Raw genomic sequence first — 15,446 nt, forward strand, 5'->3', positions numbered from 1 at the left:
CTCTCACTCCACCAGGGTTTTCGGGTTGAGAATACCGTCCGGATCGAAGGTCTGGCACAGAGAGCGGATGGCCAGGATTCCCAGCTCTCCTTTTTCAACAGGCAGGTAGGGTGCGTGGTCTTTGCCGACGCCGTGCTGGTGGCTGATGGTGCCCCGGTTGCGCACGATCAGTTCTGAGGTTGTGTTTTTCAGGTGTTTCCAACGCGCAAGCGTCTCCCCATAGGTGTCTGCAACACGGAAAACATAGGTGGTGTATATGCTGCAGCCCTGAGCGTAAAAATGGGAAAGATGGGTAAACACGTGGGTGCGTTCGTTGGTGTCAGGTTCACGAGCCTGAAGCCCGTGGCGCAGGTTGTCTTCTATCAAGCCAAGCAGGTTATCAACGTTATCCCAGTCGGTTGCTGTTTCCAGGGTATCTACCGCGTAGCCCATCTGCCAGAGTGCCTCACGGAGATAGGGCATGGTGAAACGTTTTTCAGCCCATTTCTTGCCAAGCCGGGTGCCGGTATAAACACCTTTGTATTCTGAACAAATGCGTTTTGCTTCCTGTTTGGCACTGGCGCATTGTCGTGCACTGCCCGTCAGCCCGAAGGTCATCATGCACTTGCCTTCATTGGCTCCGCGCAGGGAGAGTACTTTTTCCAGCATGCCGATAAGGTGGGGGTGTCCTGCCAGTGCAAGCTGGGTTTCAGTCTCAATGGCGTTACTGAGTCGCAGCATAGAAAGCGGAGTGCGGTTTTGCACAAGTTTCCTGCAAGCCGTGCGAGCCCTGTCCCAATCAGGGAAGAATACAACGTGAAAGCTTTCCTGTTCTGGTAAACGGCTGATCCGGACTTTGACTTCGGTGATAAAGCCAATACGGCCTTCAGAGCCCAGAATCATTTCGCGAATATCCGGGCCAGCGCTTGAAGCCGGTATGGTAGGCAGGTCAAGGGTACCTTTAAGCGTTTCAACCCGGCCGCCGGCAAACAGCTGCTCGATGCGACCATAACGCAGGGACTGTTGCCCGCTTGAGCGGGAAGCCACCCAACCCCCAATGGTTGACAGTTCAAAAGATTGGGGAAAGTGTCCGAGAGTATAGCCGTGCGCTCGCAACTGGGATTCTACGAGTGGCCCCGGTGTGCCCGCGCCGAAGGTGGCTATCTGGCTTTCGTGGTCAATGTCCATGAGGCGGTTCATGCCACCCATGTCCACCGTAAGTACTGGAGTGTCACCTGGAAGCGGGTTTATATGCCCGGCAACGCTGGTGCCACCACCGTATGGAATCAGATCAATCTTGTGGGCTCTCGCATACTGCAATAATTTCTGTATATCGAGACTGGTTTCGGGAGTGGCTACACCGTCCGGGAAAACCCCGAACTCGCCACTACGCATGGCCAGCCAATCCGGAAGGCTCTGGCCACGGGCATGGCGTACGCGCGCTTCCGCGCCGGTGTCGATCAGCGCATCAACGCTGGCATCTGACGGCAGACGAGACTCAGGAACCCCAGGGAGGACTGATTCAAGCGAGGCGTCACTCAGGGGTGCGCCGGAACCGATACGATTTGCGAGAAAGCTTCGCCCCTGAGTCGGTAGCTCCAGATCAAACTGCTCATCTCCCCAGCCATTCCACCGTCGCATCAAAGTTCACTCCCGTTATTTAATTGAATGGGCGCTAGTCTATAGGCTTATCCGGTGCTTACACTGTCCCATAGCGACATCATGGGTGTCATTTACCGACAGGGTTACGTGTGCGGCGGCTCCAAGTCAGCCATTATTGGTGCGCAGGCGCTCCCGGAGTTGCTCCAGGCGTTTGCGTATTTCTTCCCGGCGCTCCTGCTCGTTTGCTGGCGGCGTTATAGACCGAGCTGATCGATCGGTGATATCGGGAACCCGGGCTTGCTGTTGAGCATCTTCCTGGATGTTGTCGGCGTCTGACGAAAAGGTCATTCCTGTTTGATTATCAGACTCGGGAAAATACAGGTTCTCCAGTTTCCCGGACCGGTCGAGAATCACACGGTTAGGGTGAACGGAATGGAGTTTGGCGTTGCTGGGTAGTTCATCGCCCACGAGGAAAACTTCGGTTTTGCTTTTGTCGTCCTCAATCAGGGCACTACCCGGGAAGTCGCCGTCGGCTGCGAGAACACCCCTGAGGAAAATTCGCAGGTTGGTTTCTGGCAGGTTCTCTGTATCTTCGGGCTCCTCAGCTCCCGCGGCCTGAGCTCTGCCAAAAAAATCCAGAGAGGCGAGGGGCACGGAAGGAACGCTGGGCTTTTGTACGAGGGGTTTCGCAGCGTTTTGAGTGCCCGAAGCGGCTTGCCGGTTCTCGGTCTGCCAAAAGCTGTAGCCTTGCCAGGAGGTGAGAGCCACCATGGCAAGCCCGGCTGTCAAAGCCAGAATGAGGGGAACCCTTCGATTGATAGAAAGCATTGATAGTCCTGATTTTAAGTTCGCCAACTGCCCGGACGCCGTCGAAAGGTACACAGGTTATCAGACTGAAACCTTTTATTGGCAGTATAGTGTACAGAGTTATTCAGCGGGCCTATGTCCTGTGATAGCCTTCCCATGATTGCCTGACACGAACGAGGACAACCTTGACCACAGAAACCGAACTTCAGCCGCAGGATGCTCCGCTGGGTCGTCTTCCTTTCACCTTTGCCAAGCGCAATGGAGTTATCCTGACCCGCGCTGATGACGGCAACCCGGTTATTCTGGTCAGGCCCGGCGCTCCCCATTCTGCATTGGCCGAAGCCAACAGAATAAGCGGCGGGCGTGCCCGGTTTACGACGATCGATCCTGGCTATTTTGATCAGGCGTTGAACGCTGCCTATCAAAACGATTCTGCAGAAGCCATGCAGATGGTTGAAGGCATTGGCGATGATATGGATCTTGCCTCTCTTGCCGATTCGGTTCCGGAAACCGAGGATCTGCTGGAGCAGGAAGACGATGCGCCCATCATCCGTCTGATCAATGCGATTTTGACGGAAGCGGTAAAAAGCAGTGCGTCGGATGTGCACATCGAAACCTACGAGAAGCAGCTGATTGTGCGCTTCCGAGTTGATGGTGTGTTGCGAGAAGTCGTGCAGCCTAAACGAGCGTTGGCACCGCTACTGGTTTCACGAATCAAGGTTATGGCAAAGCTGGATATTGCCGAAAAGCGGGTGCCCCAGGATGGCAGGATTGCACTGAGGGTCGCCGGCCGCGAGGTGGATATCCGGGTCTCGACTATGCCGTCGTCTGGTGGCGAGCGGGTTGTATTGCGCTTGCTGGACAAACAGGCGGGTGCAATACGCCTCGAGTCTCTGGGTATGGCAACCGACGATCTTAAAATCCTGCGTCGCCTCATACATCGGCCCTATGGCATATTGCTGGTCACCGGGCCTACCGGCTCGGGTAAGTCCACAACCCTTTATGCCGCCTTGCAAGAGATAAACGACCGGAGCCGAAACATTCTTACGGTTGAGGATCCTATCGAGTACAACCTGCCTGGCATTGGCCAGACTCAGGTGAATCCCAAGGTCGAGATGACGTTTGCGCGGGGGTTGCGGGCCATTCTGCGTCAGGATCCTGATGTGGTGATGATTGGTGAAATCCGGGACCTGGAGACTGCCGAAATCGCTGTTCAGGCCAGTCTCACCGGCCATCTCGTGTTATCTACTCTGCATACCAATACTGCGGTAGGTGCGATCACACGCCTTATGGATATGGGCATTGAACCTTTCCTGATCTCATCAAGCCTTGTGGGTATTGTGGCTCAGCGTCTTGTGAGGGTGCTGTGCAAGGATTGCCGTGAGCCTTACACGCCCACGGAAGAGCACTGCGAATTCCTGCAGCAGGATTTTACCAACCCGCCAACGGTGTATCGGGCAAAAGGGTGTGAGCATTGTAATCAGCTTGGCTACCGCGGGCGCATTGGTATCTATGAGGTGGTTGAAGTAACTGAGGAGATCAGTGCGTTGATTCACAAGCGTGCAGGTGAGCTGGATCTGGAAAAAGTTGCCCGGCTTAAGGGCCCCAGCATTCATTCAGACGGTGTCCGGAAGATACTGGACGGTGTCACTACGCTGGAAGAGGTGCTCCGCGTAACGCACCGGGGTCAGTAAGCTATGGCTGCCTACGAATACAAGGCTCTGGATGCGCGGGGCAAACAGAAACAGGGTGTGTTAGAGGCAGATGCGCCTCGCGCCGTGCGGCAGCAGCTTCGGGAGAGAGGCCTCACGCCACTTGAAGTTGAGCCAGCGTCTCAAAAGCAGAGCCGCAGCAACCCCCTTAGCGGGCGGGGCTCTCTCTCTGCCTCCGACCTTGCTCTGGTAACGCGCCAACTGGCAACACTGATTCAATCGGGTATTCCCATTGAGCAGGCGCTTTCGGCAACCGCCAGACAATCGGCCAAGCCACGCACGCGCAGTATGTTGATTGCTATCCGGGCGAAGGTCATGGAAGGCTACACGCTGGCGGATAGCCTCGGTGAATTTCCCAAAGCATTTCCTCGGCTCTACCGTTCGACCGTAGCGGCAGGTGAACATGCAGGGCACCTGGATCTGGTTTTGAACAGGCTGGCGGATTACACAGAGAGTCGACAGGAATCACGCCAGAAAATTCAGCTTGCAGCAATCTACCCCATTATTCTGAGTTTTGTCGCGATCGGCATTGTGGTTTTTCTGCTGACCTATGTTGTTCCTGATATTATTGAAGTTTTCGTAAAACAGGGGCAGGAACTGCCCGGGCTTACCGTAGCCATGCTGACGATGTCGGAGTTTCTTTCCAGTTACGGCCTCTATCTGTTTATTCTTCTGGTTGGATGCTTCCTGGCCTTCCGTTTTTCGCTTACCAAGCCCGCTTTCCGTATGCGTTTCCACAAACGGCTGCTACATCTGCCTGTGTTCGCAGGAATGGTGCGTGGCGTCAATACGGCGCGCTACGCCAGCACCCTGAGCATTCTGACAACCAGTGGTGTTCCTCTGGTCGATGCCATGAGAATTGCAGGTGAGGTGCTTTCCAATGACTATCTGCGTCAAGAGCTGAGAGACGCAGCGCGGAAGGTAAGTGAGGGTGGCTCTTTGCATCGGGCACTGGACCAGTCGGGTTATTTTCCGCCGATGATGCTGACTATGATCGCGAGCGGAGAGGCCAGTGGGGAACTGGACAGCATGCTGGAACGTACTGCAAATATGCAGGAGAACACGCTGCAATCAAAAATAGCTGCCATTGTCGGGCTCTTTGAGCCCATGATGCTGCTGGTAATGGGCGTGGTGGTGCTGATTATCGTGATGGCCATCATGCTTCCCATACTCAACATGAGCAACCTGGTGGGCTAAAATCTTTGGCCGGTAATCGTAAATAGTATTTTGTGAAAATAGCTTTTGAAGCCAACAACGAGTGACACAATGACGATGAAAAAACTGAATACGCCTAAGTCAAACCGGGGTTTTACCCTTATCGAAATCATGGTTGTGATGGTTATTCTCGGCCTGCTGGTGGCTGTTGTGGCGCCGAATATTATGGGCCGGAGTGATCAGGCGAAAATAACCGTGGCGGAAACCCAGTTGACCAACATTTCCAAGGCGTTGGATCTATACCGGTTGGATAACAGCCATTATCCCTCTACTCAGCAGGGTCTTGACGCTCTGGCGTCACGCCCCAGCGGCAGCCCCGAGCCAAAGAACTGGAACCCTGACGGCTACATGAAAAGTGTTCCGAAAGACCCCTGGGGCAGCGAGTTCCAGTACGTGAGCCCGGGCAGAGAAGGCCCTTACGATCTCTACTCCAAGGGAGCTGATGGTCAGGATGGTGGTGAAGGCGACGCTGCTGACATCAGCCTCTGGGACATCGGCGGTTAATTGGTGATTTTTGAAAGATCAGGAAACAACAGTAGCGGGTTCACGCTGATCGAGATACTGGTTGTCCTGGTTCTGATGGGGCTGCTCGCGGCTTTGGCGGTGTTTACCATGGGAGGTAACTCCCAACAGCGTGAGCTGCAGAATGAGGTGCGGGAGCTGTATCTGCTTATGCAGACAGCATCGGACCAGGCAGTAGTAAACAACCTGGAGCTAGGGTTACTGCTCGAGGAAAACGGGTATCGCTTCGTGGCATTTCAGGAAGAAACAGGCGATTGGAAAGGGTCCGGTGAGCAACTATTCCGGGCAAGAAGCTTTCCCGAATGGTTGGTGACGACGCCTTTTATTGAAAGTGATGCTCCCCGCCTTGCCTCTGCTGAAGACAAGCTACGGCCAGATGTGGTTTTTTTCTCGAGTGGAGAAACCACACCGTTTGAGCTGGAGTTCACAATTGGCAGCGATACGGACTACACGCAAATCCTTGCTTCAGACGGAATCTCTCCAATCGAGTGGCGGCAGCCTGGAGATGTGGGGGAAAACAGGTGAAGCCAGAGCAGCCCTTAACATTAGGGAAATCAGCGAGAGGCTTCACGCTAATTGAGGTGATGATCGCATTGCTGGTGTTCGGGTTGATTGCGACCGCCGCCTCCGAGGTTGGCAGCCAGTACATCTCAAGCTATGAAAGAATTCGTGATAAAACCCTCGCGAGCTGGGTTGCCGACAATCGTATCAACGAAATCCGGTTGGAAGAAAACCTCCCAGGGGTCTCCGAGAATTCGAAAGACGAAGACTATGGCCCTTTCCGCTGGCAGGTGACGACCAGGGTGCTGGCCACTGCAGAGCCTAAAATGCGGCGCGTGGAAGTTAACGTAGCCCGCTATCGGGGTGACCTTTCGAAACCCTACCCGGTGCATACACTTTCTGCTTTTGTGGGTGAAAAATGAGAGGCCGGCGCCAGCGGGGGTTCACACTTCTGGAGGTGCTGGTTGCGATAACCATCACTGCGGTTATTGGTATAGGTGTGTGGCAGGTGTTGAACGGCGTTATCCTCTCGCGTGACCGTGTTGATGAACTGGCCGAGGAGTTTGATGGTCTTCAGCGAGCAATGCTTCTTCTTGAGCGTGACATCACCCAGATAGTCAACCGGCCGGCCCGGGATCTCTACGGCGATTTCAAGCCTGCCTTGACCAGTCGTGAGGATGATTTTTCATTGCTGCTGACGCGGCAGGGCTGGCGCAACCCACTGGGTATCCGGCGCAGCAGCCTGCAACGGGTCGGCTGGGAGTTTACCGGTAGCGAATTGCGGCGCCGATATTGGCCAACGCTGGATCAAGGCCAGGAGGAAAACAGTCAGGACTTGTTGCTGCTTGAAGAGATAACAGCCTTTGATCTGCGGTTTCTCAATGAACAGAACTCCTGGGAGACAGAGTGGCCTTCCGACGAAGCCATGATGGCATTGAGCCCCGGCAGCCGACCCGATATTCCCTTACCTCGTGGGATAGAGATCACTCTGGAGCACGAACTCTTTGGTGAGCTTGTTCGGACGTTTGTATTGCCAGACTATGATCCGGCAGGTGCTCAGGGGCTCGTTGACCAACAGAATGAAGTCGGCAGCAACGAAAGTGAAGAGGAAGCAGAGGCTGAACAGGGTGCTGTCCAAGGTACAACAGGGCAGGGAGGCTAGGGTTATGGTTGGCTCTTCCCACCGTTCGTTACCGCATTCTCAGCAGGGCGTAGCGTTGATTATGGTGCTGCTCGCAATGGCATTGGTGGTTATGCTGGCTTCAGGAATGACCCAGCAGCAAAGTATAAGGGTGTTCAAGGCCGGGCATTATCTGGCGCAACAGCAGGGACAAAGCATAGCCCTCGGTGCAGAAGCCTTTGCGCGCCAGATTCTGGTACGGGATTTCGAAGAGGATAAAGAAGACAGCCTGATGGTCGACAGTCTTGACGAGTTCTGGGCCATGAACGCTGCCATTCTACCTCTGGATGACAATGGCGTAGCGGAAGTGCAGATCGATGATCTGGGCGGACGGATAAATCTCAATGATCTGGTTGCTGTTACCGGTCAGGTAGATCCGATAACCAAAGACCGCCTTGAGCGCTTGTTGATCGCTCTCGGAATTACAGGTGTCTCTGTGGACACATTAGTTGACTGGGTTGATCCCGATGATCAAACGATCAGTGCTTACGGTGCCGAAGACGGCCAGTACCTGATGGCAGAACCCGGCTTTCGCGCGGCCAATCAGCCCTTTGTCAGCGTGTCTGAATTACGGTTGATTGAAGGCATGACTGAGGAAATATATGTGGCGTTGCGGCCTCATGTAGCCACCTTGCCGGTAAGAGGTTTGGGTATCAACGTAAACACTGCTACAGCGGAAGTGTTGATGTCGTTACATGAAGAGCTGACGACAGCGCAGGCTGAGTCTATTCTTGAACAACGGGAGGAGGAGCGGTTCGAGAGTATTCAGGATTTTCTCGCGCTTCCTGAGTTTGCCGGTTTGGGATTGAAATCCGATCGGCTGGGGCTGCAAACCCGTTTTTTTGAAGTTGTTTCACGGATTACCTACGATAATCGTGTGGTAAGCATGGTGAGCACCGTTTTTCGCAATCAGGAAGGTAATGTCCGGACCGTTCGCAGGGATACCGGACAAAAGAATCGCATTACGAAAGAGCCCTATACCATCTCAGAAGGATAATCATGTCTTATCGCCTTTACGTGCGGCCGTTACCGCTCAGCGCGGGTAGCGGAGAAGACCCGGAAGCCCGGTTGTATAACTGGGTGCTATACGATGCCGGCGGTGACGCCCAGGCACAGGGAAGCCGCGATCTGCGCAGTACGGTCGAACAGACGCTGAGCCAGAATGGGCTCGATGATGTTTTACTGGCAGGACTCATTCCGGGCGATGAGGCACTGTTCTGCGTTGCGGATATTCCAGCGAAACAAAGCCGGTTCATCAACCAGGCGCTGCCATATGCTGTGGAAGAGCAGATTGCACAGGACATAGACAGCGTTCACCTGGCACTAGGCCTGCACACTCAGGAAGGTTTCCGGGTAGCAGCGATTGATCGCGGCAGAATGGCTGAATGGCTTGAGCTATTCAGCGGTTGGTTACATACCAGGCTTGATGCCATCTATCCAGACGCCGCGCTGCTTCCGGTGACAGAAGGTGGCTGGTCCATTTGCCTCGATGGTGATAACGCGATGATGGTGAGCGACCGGGGCGAATGGCTGAGCATGCAGTCTGCCAACCTGGGAATGTTCGCGCATACATTGGCCGCCCCCTCTTCAGAAGATGTTGTGGTTGAAGTACCTGTGGTGGTCTACGGCACAGAAACGGAATTTGAAGAGCAGCAAGCTGTGCTTGGGGAACTTATGGCTCCTGAACGGCTTTCAGTTCGCCGGGAGTCATTGGCGTTGATGCCGCTGGAGTTGCTGGCCCATGCCCATCATAATCACCTTTGCCGGCCGATTAACCTTTGCCAACGAGACTTCTCAGTCAGCAGTGGCAAGGCAAGCCCCTTAAAGCCCTGGAAGCCGTTAATTGCGGTAGCCGCTTTGTGGTTTGTGGTGCAGGTAACCCTTGAAGCGGGCATGGGGTTTTATTATCAGAAGCAGGCAGATGAATTGCGCCAGCAGGCGATGTCGGTTTACCGGGCGTCGTTTCCGGGTGACAGCAGAACTCATGCCGGCAATGTCAGGCGTGTGGTCGAAGGCCAGTTGCGCATGGCCGGCTCGGACGGCCCGGATGCAAGTTTTGTCACGCTGATGAAGTACACCGGCCAGCAGTACTCCCAAGTGGCGAATACCGGCTCAGTAACGTTCAACTCCATTAACTATAGCCAGTCTCGTGGAGAGCTGGTCGTTGATGTGCGTGCCGAAAGCTACGATCGCCTGAGCGCTTTGCGCAACGGCCTGGCTGGTCAGGGGCTTGATGCCAAGATTGGCTCCGTAGTAAACGAATCCAGCGGTGCCCGTGGCCGCCTTACGGTCTCGGGAGGCTAGGATCATGTTGACGAAGCTGAAAGAACAGCCCTCGGTAGGCAAGTTAATTGCTCAGTATGATCAGCTCCCCCGTCGGGATCAGCAGGCACTTGTGGTGTTGGCCCTTGCTGTGTTTCTCGGGATTCTCTATTTTGCGATCTGGAAGCCGGTTACCGGTTTTCACGATCAGGCGGCTGCAAGTAAGGAAAATGCCTCAGAGCTTGTAGCCTGGATACAATCCAATGAGCCGACTATCAGGCGGTTGGGAAGCAGTGGCGCAGGGCAGGCTGCAACGTCAGCGGATGTCCCCCAGGATGGCCGGGCGCTGATGGCTCTGGTAACACGTTCGGCAAGAGAATCCGGCCTTACGTTGCAAAGGTTTGAGCCAAGCGGAGAGGGTGCGATCCGTGTGTGGCTGGAAACCGTTCCCTATGCGGAGTTTGCAGGCTGGCTTGAAATGCTCAATGGTAAACACGGTGTAGTGATTGATCAGGCTGCGATCGATCGGTCTGGAGAACCTGGCAGGGTGTCGGTGCGTTTAACACTGGCAATCTGACTTTTGAGTGACAGGGTGCCGGAGGTTATCTCTCCGGACAGAGGCAGGAGTGAAAGCATGAGTAGCGACAGCAATAACAATAATAAGCCAGAACCGGTCATTGTCCGGTTAGATGTCAGCGCTTTGAATGAAGCCAGGTCAATTCTGTATGACGCATACAGGGGGGAGCCAACCTTTCAGTTTTTGTTCAATCACCGGAAACCTGGTTACAAGCAACGTGTTCGGGCAACCATTCGTGAGTTGGTTGATCTCTACTTTGAGCTGGAGCAGGAAGCGGTCGGCGTGATGGTCGACGATACACTGGTTGCCGTTGCGTTCATCGGCGACCCGGATCTGCGTATGGACCTGGCGAGTCAGTTCAGTTGGAGGATCCGCATGGTACTTACAGCCGGTTTTGCCTCTACCCGGCGCTATCTTGATTACCATGAAAAAATACGCGCAATGTTACCGCAGCCATTGGCTCACCAGTTGCCAATGATGGGCGTGAACCCGAAGTATCAGAATCGCGGTTACGGTCGGGTTCTGCTCAGGGCTGTTCAGAAACTCTGTGCTGAAAATCCGCGAGCAAGCGGGCTGGTATTGGATACTGGCAATAGCCGCTATCTCCCTTTTTATGAATCGGAAGGCTTCCGTAGTCTCGGAAAAATACGGCTTGGTGGTTATGAGGATCATATACTGTTCCGTGAAATCCGCCCTGAGGCCAAAACTACGGTTAACCAAAACTAACATTTTTCTTAACAGCAGGAGAGACTGTGTCTGACAGCCACGATTATGATCTGATTGTTATTGGTGCAGGTTCAGGCGGCGTGCGCTTGGCGCGTATGTCGGCCGGGCGTGGTGCCCGGGTAGCGGTAGTTGAGTCCCGCTATCTTGGGGGTACTTGCGTGAACGTTGGCTGTGTGCCCAAAAAACTGTTTGTCTATGGCGCCCATGTCCATGATGAGCTGGAAGACGCGGCAGGTTACGGCTGGAAGGTTCCACTCGACGACGTTAGCTTTGACTGGCCAACACTGGTCGCTAATAAAAATACCGAGATCGAGAGGCTTAACGGTATTTACGCGCGCATGCTTGAGAATGCGGGTGTTACGGTGATCAATGGTACCGCGTCCATTAAAGACCCGAACACGGTCACGGTAGGCGAAAAGGAATACTCTGCATCCCACATCACTGTGGCGACAGGGGGCTGGCCGGTGGTTCCGGATATTCCGGGTAAGGAGTGCATCCTCACGTCGAACGAGATGTTCTATCTGCCGCAGCTACCCAGGCAGGCGGTAGTCTGGGGTGGTGGTTATATCGCAGTGGAATTCGCCGGTATTCTGGCAGGTCTCGGGGTCGAAACCACGCTGCTTTACCGGGGCGATCTGTTCCTTCGCGGCTTTGATAACGATGTTCGGCGCTTCACCGAGCAGGAAATGCGTAAAAAAGGCATCCGGCTTGAGTTTGGTGTGACGATTGAGTCGGTTGAAGCCGAGAACTCCCACTACAAGGTCAAACGCAGTGACGGGACGGTTATGGAGACCGGGCTTGTGATGGCGGCAACCGGCAGAAGGGCCCTGGTAGATGGTCTGGGCCTGACTGAGCTGGGTATTGAGCTTAACGCATCCGGTCATGTTGTTGTGGACGACCATTTCCAGACTTCAGTCCCTTCTATAACGGCGCTGGGCGATATTATCGGTACGCCGCAACTGACGCCGGTGGCAATAGCACAGGCGATGGTGCTATCGCGCAGGCTGTTCGGGGATGGCGAGGGAGAGATGGACTACACATCAATCCCGACGGCTGTTTTCTGTCAGCCTAATATCGGTACCGTAGGGCTAACCGAAGAAGATGCAAGGGAAGCAGGGCACACCCTGAGAGTCTACCGGTCTGAGTTCCGGCCCATGAAATATGTTCTCAGCGGTCGTGATGAACGCTGCCTGATGAAGCTTGTGGTCGATGACGCAACTGATCGGGTTCTTGGTGCGCACATGGTCGGGCCAGACGCTGGTGAGATCACCCAGGGGCTTGCCGTGGCTATCAAGGCGGGTGCAACCAAGGCTCAGTTTGATTCCACCATGGGCATTCACCCAACTTCTGCAGAAGAGTTCGTCACCATGCGGGAACCTGTGTCCTGATCAGAGCAGGAGCCCATGGATGGGCTCGGTTCTTCACCCACTAGCGATCAGCTTTCTGTCAGCGTTACCCAGCGTTTCAACACCTCCTGCAGATCTTCCTTTTTCACAGGTTTGGATAAGTAGTCGTTCATGCCGCTCTCAAGGCATTTTTGGTGAGTCTCTGGCAGCAGGTCGGCTGTGAGGGCAATAATGGGCGTTCTTCCCAAGCCGTTTCCAACTTCCCATTCACGGATATCGCGTGTGGTTTCGTAGCCATCCATGATCGGCATCTGGCAATCCATCAGAATTACGTCGTAACCTTGATGGCTGTTTCGGACCTTATTCAGGGCTTCCTTTCCGTTCGTAACTGTGTCTGTATTGAAGCCAAGTCGGTTCAGAATTGCGGTTGCAACGCGCTGGTTTACGGGATTGTCTTCGACAACCAGTGCCTGCATGGAGAGAGATAATTCGCCTTGCGTTGTTGTTTCAGACGATATCGCGTTTTCAGCCAGAGTCACAAACTCCAGAGGCAACTCAAAGCGGAACGAAGAGCCTTTACCCGGGTCTGTTCCGATTTGTATGTGCCCACCCAATAGTTCAACGAGGCGCTGGACTAGAGACAAACCCATGTCGACACCACCAAAAGATCCGGCGTTGTCTGTATCCAGCTGTTCGAGTGAACTGAACATATCAGGTAGAGCATCATGAGGTATGCCGTTACCCGAGTCGTTTACAGAGCAGTTGAGAATCATGCACCCATCCTCAACGCCCAAACAACCAACTTGTACGTATACAAAACCCTCGGTTGTGAACCTGATTGCGTTATCGAGCAGGTACGCAAAAATCTGCCGAATCCTCGGCGCATCTCCTTTTACGTGCGTGGTCTCAGGCCAGTCACCATAAAAATCAAGCGTAAGGGCCAAGCCCTGTGCTTCAGCCACATGACGGTATGAGGCAACGCAATTCGTGATGAGTGCCCGCAGATCAAAAACCCTCTGCTCCGGAACAACCGCGCCCCTGTCCATGCGGGCGTATTCAAGAATGTCGCTTATAACAGTAAGCAGATCCTCGGTGGACTGTCGGGCAGTTTGCAAATAATCCCGCTGTCTCGGAGTGAGCGTATCCTCCTGCGCAAGGTCAATCATACCCAGTACACCGTTCAGCGGAGTACGCAATTCATGGCTCATGGTAGCCAGAAACTCAGACTTGGTCTGGTTGGCGTTTTCTGCCTTTTCACGAGCCTGCTCGGAAACGGCCAGGGTTTTCTCTTGTAACGCTCGCAGTGCACTAAGATGTTCTGCTAGCTCGTTGAGTTGTTGCTGTATGGCAATCACGTCTCTTGAGTTGCGTTTTGTAGATACTTTTGCTGCCCGGTAATCTCGTTCGATCAGGCGCTTGATACGCCCGGAAACCTCGTGAATAGGCGAAAGGATCGCTGTCACTGAGCGTTTGACTACCAGAATGGTAAACAGCAGCAGCGAAATGCCAAGTGTCACGGATGTCCAGAGGATATCCCGGCGTCGTGCTTCCAGGGCCTCATCGCTGACGCCCACCTGAACGGTGCCGACTCGCAGTGCACCTGATCCGTATCCGTATTCTGGTTCGAACCAATGGGTGTCCCTGTCCGTTTCGAACTCTAGCGGTTTCTGAAGAATCTCGGCCTCATAAACCTTGAACTCACCCGGCAGCTCAAACAGTTCGATTTTGCCATTCGCCGCAATGCCAATCTCTTCACCGGTCACGTCTGTTACGCGCACCCAGTCAGCCTTGCTATGCCTGATCGACTGGGAGAGTATTTCTTGCAGTGCCAGGGTGTTCCCGGAAACAACTGCGTACTCGAGAGAGGGTGCCAGGCTATCCGCCATGAGCTGGTTGCTGTCGGCCAGATCCTGACGTGCATCTTCGAGCCGCACAGATGTAAAGAAACCGATCAGGGTTATAAACATCACAATGGCGGGCATTGAGCCTAACAGCAACAACTTCCGGGACAGTGGAGTGCCGGCGGCATTACGCTCACTCATCTATTTGCACTCCCTTATTTTCTATCTGTAATTCAACGGACTTAACGATCTGCTCCTTGGGGGCGAGAGGAATGTTCAGGGACCTGGCAACTTGTTGGTTGATCGCGATGTTAAAGGAGGGGGGGTAATCCGGTTCCGGGAAAGTTCCGGTTTCAAAGAATTCTTGCAAATACTCCGCTGCCATCTCGGTCATAACCGGGAAAGGCGCGTAACCGGCTGCGATGGAACCCGCTTTGACATAGGCCTGGCTGGGGCCGATAACGATTCTGTTCCTGCGGTAAGCGGTGAGCAGAACGTGCTTTATAGTTCTGGGGTTATATATGGCGTTGTCTGGTGCAGCCAATAAGAAATCGCCATAACTGAGCGCCCGAACGAGTGTCGGGATAAGCTGTTTATCTTCTTTAACAATGAAAAGCTGTGCCTCAAGCCCGTATTGCGGAAGCTCATCAATAAGAGAGTCGTAAAGCTCAGCGGAAGCTGTGGTAGCAATCAATGCTATTCGGCTAGCGTGGGGAAGAATGGTCTTTCCGATCAAAGCTTGCCGGAGTAATGGGACATCGAAATAGACCCCGGAAATCTGCCCAGGAGACCGGCTAGCGAAGCCTTCGAGAAAGTCCCGTGTTGTCAGCATGGCAAGAACTGGGACCTTTCGGTTTGCCTGACGAACTCGGGAAAACGCGCCGGGGCCGATTGTAATCACTGGAGCGTCTTCAATCAGGGCTGCCTGTTCACCCGAAACGGAAATCAGATCCCAATGCTTATGAAAACTTTGCTGCAGGAGGTCATGGATATGCTGGTCCAGGGCAACATTGCCCGAAACTGCCAGGTAGACTGGTGAACGCTCAATACCACCGGTTTGAGCGGAAACTGAACCGACAACTACTACCGCTATCAACACAGCGCGGAGCAAAGTGGCTTTAGCCAGTTTCCAAAACAAAACGGCGTTTTCTGTCATACCATCCCGGGCCAGAAGCA

15 protein-coding genes are annotated in these 15,446 nt (G+C 54.0%); 11 read left to right on the forward strand and 4 right to left on the reverse strand.

Annotated features, from left to right (window positions below; translation table 11 throughout):
* Nucleotides 1–3: 3 nt before the first annotated feature.
* Both Q4501_RS08830 and Q4501_RS08835 read right to left on the reverse strand, forming a co-directional pair.
* Nucleotides 4–1,620 (reverse strand): FAD-binding oxidoreductase, encoded by a 1,617-nt coding sequence (locus Q4501_RS08830; protein ID WP_303595851.1) that lies wholly within the window; start codon nt 1,618–1,620, stop codon nt 4–6.
* Nucleotides 1,621–1,746: 126 nt separating this feature from the next.
* The gene (locus Q4501_RS08835; RefSeq protein WP_303595852.1) at nt 1,747–2,409 is read right to left on the reverse strand and encodes a type II secretion system protein N; all 663 of its coding nucleotides are present in this window, start codon (nt 2,407–2,409) and stop codon (nt 1,747–1,749) included.
* 164 nt (nt 2,410–2,573) lie between these two features.
* On the opposite strand from Q4501_RS08835, the gene gspE reads away from it, so the two are divergent.
* The 11 genes from gspE to gorA all read left to right on the forward strand — a co-directional run bounded on the left by gspE (nt 2,574) and on the right by gorA (nt 12,471).
* Nucleotides 2,574–4,082, forward strand: coding sequence for a type II secretion system ATPase GspE (gene gspE / locus Q4501_RS08840; protein WP_303595853.1), 1,509 nt, complete (start codon nt 2,574–2,576; stop codon nt 4,080–4,082).
* Between the two features lie 3 nt (nt 4,083–4,085).
* Nucleotides 4,086–5,297 (forward strand): type II secretion system inner membrane protein GspF, encoded by a 1,212-nt coding sequence (gspF, locus tag Q4501_RS08845; RefSeq protein WP_303595854.1) that lies wholly within the window; start codon nt 4,086–4,088, stop codon nt 5,295–5,297.
* Between the two features lie 69 nt (nt 5,298–5,366).
* Nucleotides 5,367–5,819 (forward strand): type II secretion system major pseudopilin GspG, encoded by a 453-nt coding sequence (gene gspG, locus Q4501_RS08850; protein WP_303595855.1) that lies wholly within the window; start codon nt 5,367–5,369, stop codon nt 5,817–5,819.
* Nucleotides 5,820–6,362, forward strand: a complete 543-nt coding sequence (gspH, locus tag Q4501_RS08855) for a type II secretion system minor pseudopilin GspH (protein ID WP_303595856.1) — start codon at nt 5,820–5,822, stop codon at nt 6,360–6,362.
* Nucleotides 6,359–6,760: a type II secretion system minor pseudopilin GspI gene (gene gspI, locus Q4501_RS08860; RefSeq protein ID WP_303595857.1), complete on the forward strand. Its 402-nt coding sequence runs from the start codon at nt 6,359–6,361 to the stop codon at nt 6,758–6,760. Before gspH ends, gspI begins: the two co-directional genes overlap by 4 nt.
* The gene (gene gspJ, locus Q4501_RS08865; RefSeq protein WP_303595858.1) at nt 6,757–7,500 is read left to right on the forward strand and encodes a type II secretion system minor pseudopilin GspJ; all 744 of its coding nucleotides are present in this window, start codon (nt 6,757–6,759) and stop codon (nt 7,498–7,500) included. The genes gspI and gspJ overlap by 4 nt, the downstream gene beginning before the upstream one ends.
* Nucleotides 7,501–7,504: 4 nt before the next feature.
* Complete coding sequence (gene gspK, locus Q4501_RS08870; protein WP_303595859.1) at nt 7,505–8,515, forward strand: type II secretion system minor pseudopilin GspK; 1,011 nt, start codon at nt 7,505–7,507, stop codon at nt 8,513–8,515.
* Between the two features lie 2 nt (nt 8,516–8,517).
* Nucleotides 8,518–9,822 (forward strand): type II secretion system protein GspL, encoded by a 1,305-nt coding sequence (gspL, locus tag Q4501_RS08875; protein WP_303595860.1) that lies wholly within the window; start codon nt 8,518–8,520, stop codon nt 9,820–9,822.
* 4 nt (nt 9,823–9,826) lie between these two features.
* Entirely contained in the window at nt 9,827–10,357 is a 531-nt protein-coding gene (locus Q4501_RS08880; protein ID WP_303595861.1) for a type II secretion system protein M, read from the forward strand.
* Nucleotides 10,358–10,414: 57 nt separating this feature from the next.
* Nucleotides 10,415–11,083 (forward strand): N-acetyltransferase, encoded by a 669-nt coding sequence (locus tag Q4501_RS08885; RefSeq protein ID WP_303595862.1) that lies wholly within the window; start codon nt 10,415–10,417, stop codon nt 11,081–11,083.
* Nucleotides 11,084–11,109: 26 nt separating this feature from the next.
* A complete protein-coding gene (gene gorA, locus Q4501_RS08890; RefSeq protein WP_303595863.1) occupies nt 11,110–12,471 on the forward strand; it encodes a glutathione-disulfide reductase in 1,362 nt (453 codons plus the stop codon).
* 47 nt (nt 12,472–12,518) lie between these two features.
* Here gorA and Q4501_RS08895 read toward each other — a convergent pair whose 3' ends face one another.
* Nucleotides 12,519–14,471, reverse strand: a complete 1,953-nt coding sequence (locus tag Q4501_RS08895; protein ID WP_303595864.1) for a response regulator — start codon at nt 14,469–14,471, stop codon at nt 12,519–12,521.
* Nucleotides 14,464–15,426 carry an ABC transporter substrate-binding protein gene (locus tag Q4501_RS08900; RefSeq protein ID WP_303595865.1) on the reverse strand — a complete coding sequence of 321 codons (963 nt, stop codon included), beginning with the start codon at nt 15,424–15,426 and terminating at the stop codon, nt 14,464–14,466. Before Q4501_RS08900 ends, Q4501_RS08895 begins: the two co-directional genes overlap by 8 nt.
* Between the last annotated feature and the right edge of the window lie 20 nt (nt 15,427–15,446).

Source organism: Marinobacter sp. 2_MG-2023, assembly GCF_030546935.1.
Classification (GTDB): domain Bacteria; phylum Pseudomonadota; class Gammaproteobacteria; order Pseudomonadales; family Oleiphilaceae; genus Marinobacter.

Coding starts and splice junctions, on each gene's coding strand:
- Q4501_RS08830 (WP_303595851.1), bottom strand. CDS start 1,620: ATGCGACGGTGGAATGGCTGGGGAGATGAGCAGTTTGATCTGGAGCTA.
- Q4501_RS08835 (WP_303595852.1), bottom strand. CDS start 2,409: ATGCTTTCTATCAATCGAAGGGTTCCCCTCATTCTGGCTTTGACAGCC.
- gspF (WP_303595854.1), top strand. CDS start 4,086: ATGGCTGCCTACGAATACAAGGCTCTGGATGCGCGGGGCAAACAGAAA.
- gspG (WP_303595855.1), top strand. CDS start 5,367: ATGACGATGAAAAAACTGAATACGCCTAAGTCAAACCGGGGTTTTACC.
- gspJ (WP_303595858.1), top strand. CDS start 6,757: ATGAGAGGCCGGCGCCAGCGGGGGTTCACACTTCTGGAGGTGCTGGTT.
- gspK (WP_303595859.1), top strand. CDS start 7,505: ATGGTTGGCTCTTCCCACCGTTCGTTACCGCATTCTCAGCAGGGCGTA.
- gspL (WP_303595860.1), top strand. CDS start 8,518: ATGTCTTATCGCCTTTACGTGCGGCCGTTACCGCTCAGCGCGGGTAGC.
- Q4501_RS08880 (WP_303595861.1), top strand. CDS start 9,827: ATGTTGACGAAGCTGAAAGAACAGCCCTCGGTAGGCAAGTTAATTGCT.
- Q4501_RS08885 (WP_303595862.1), top strand. CDS start 10,415: ATGAGTAGCGACAGCAATAACAATAATAAGCCAGAACCGGTCATTGTC.
- Q4501_RS08895 (WP_303595864.1), bottom strand. CDS start 14,471: ATGAGTGAGCGTAATGCCGCCGGCACTCCACTGTCCCGGAAGTTGTTG.
- Q4501_RS08900 (WP_303595865.1), bottom strand. CDS start 15,426: ATGACAGAAAACGCCGTTTTGTTTTGGAAACTGGCTAAAGCCACTTTG.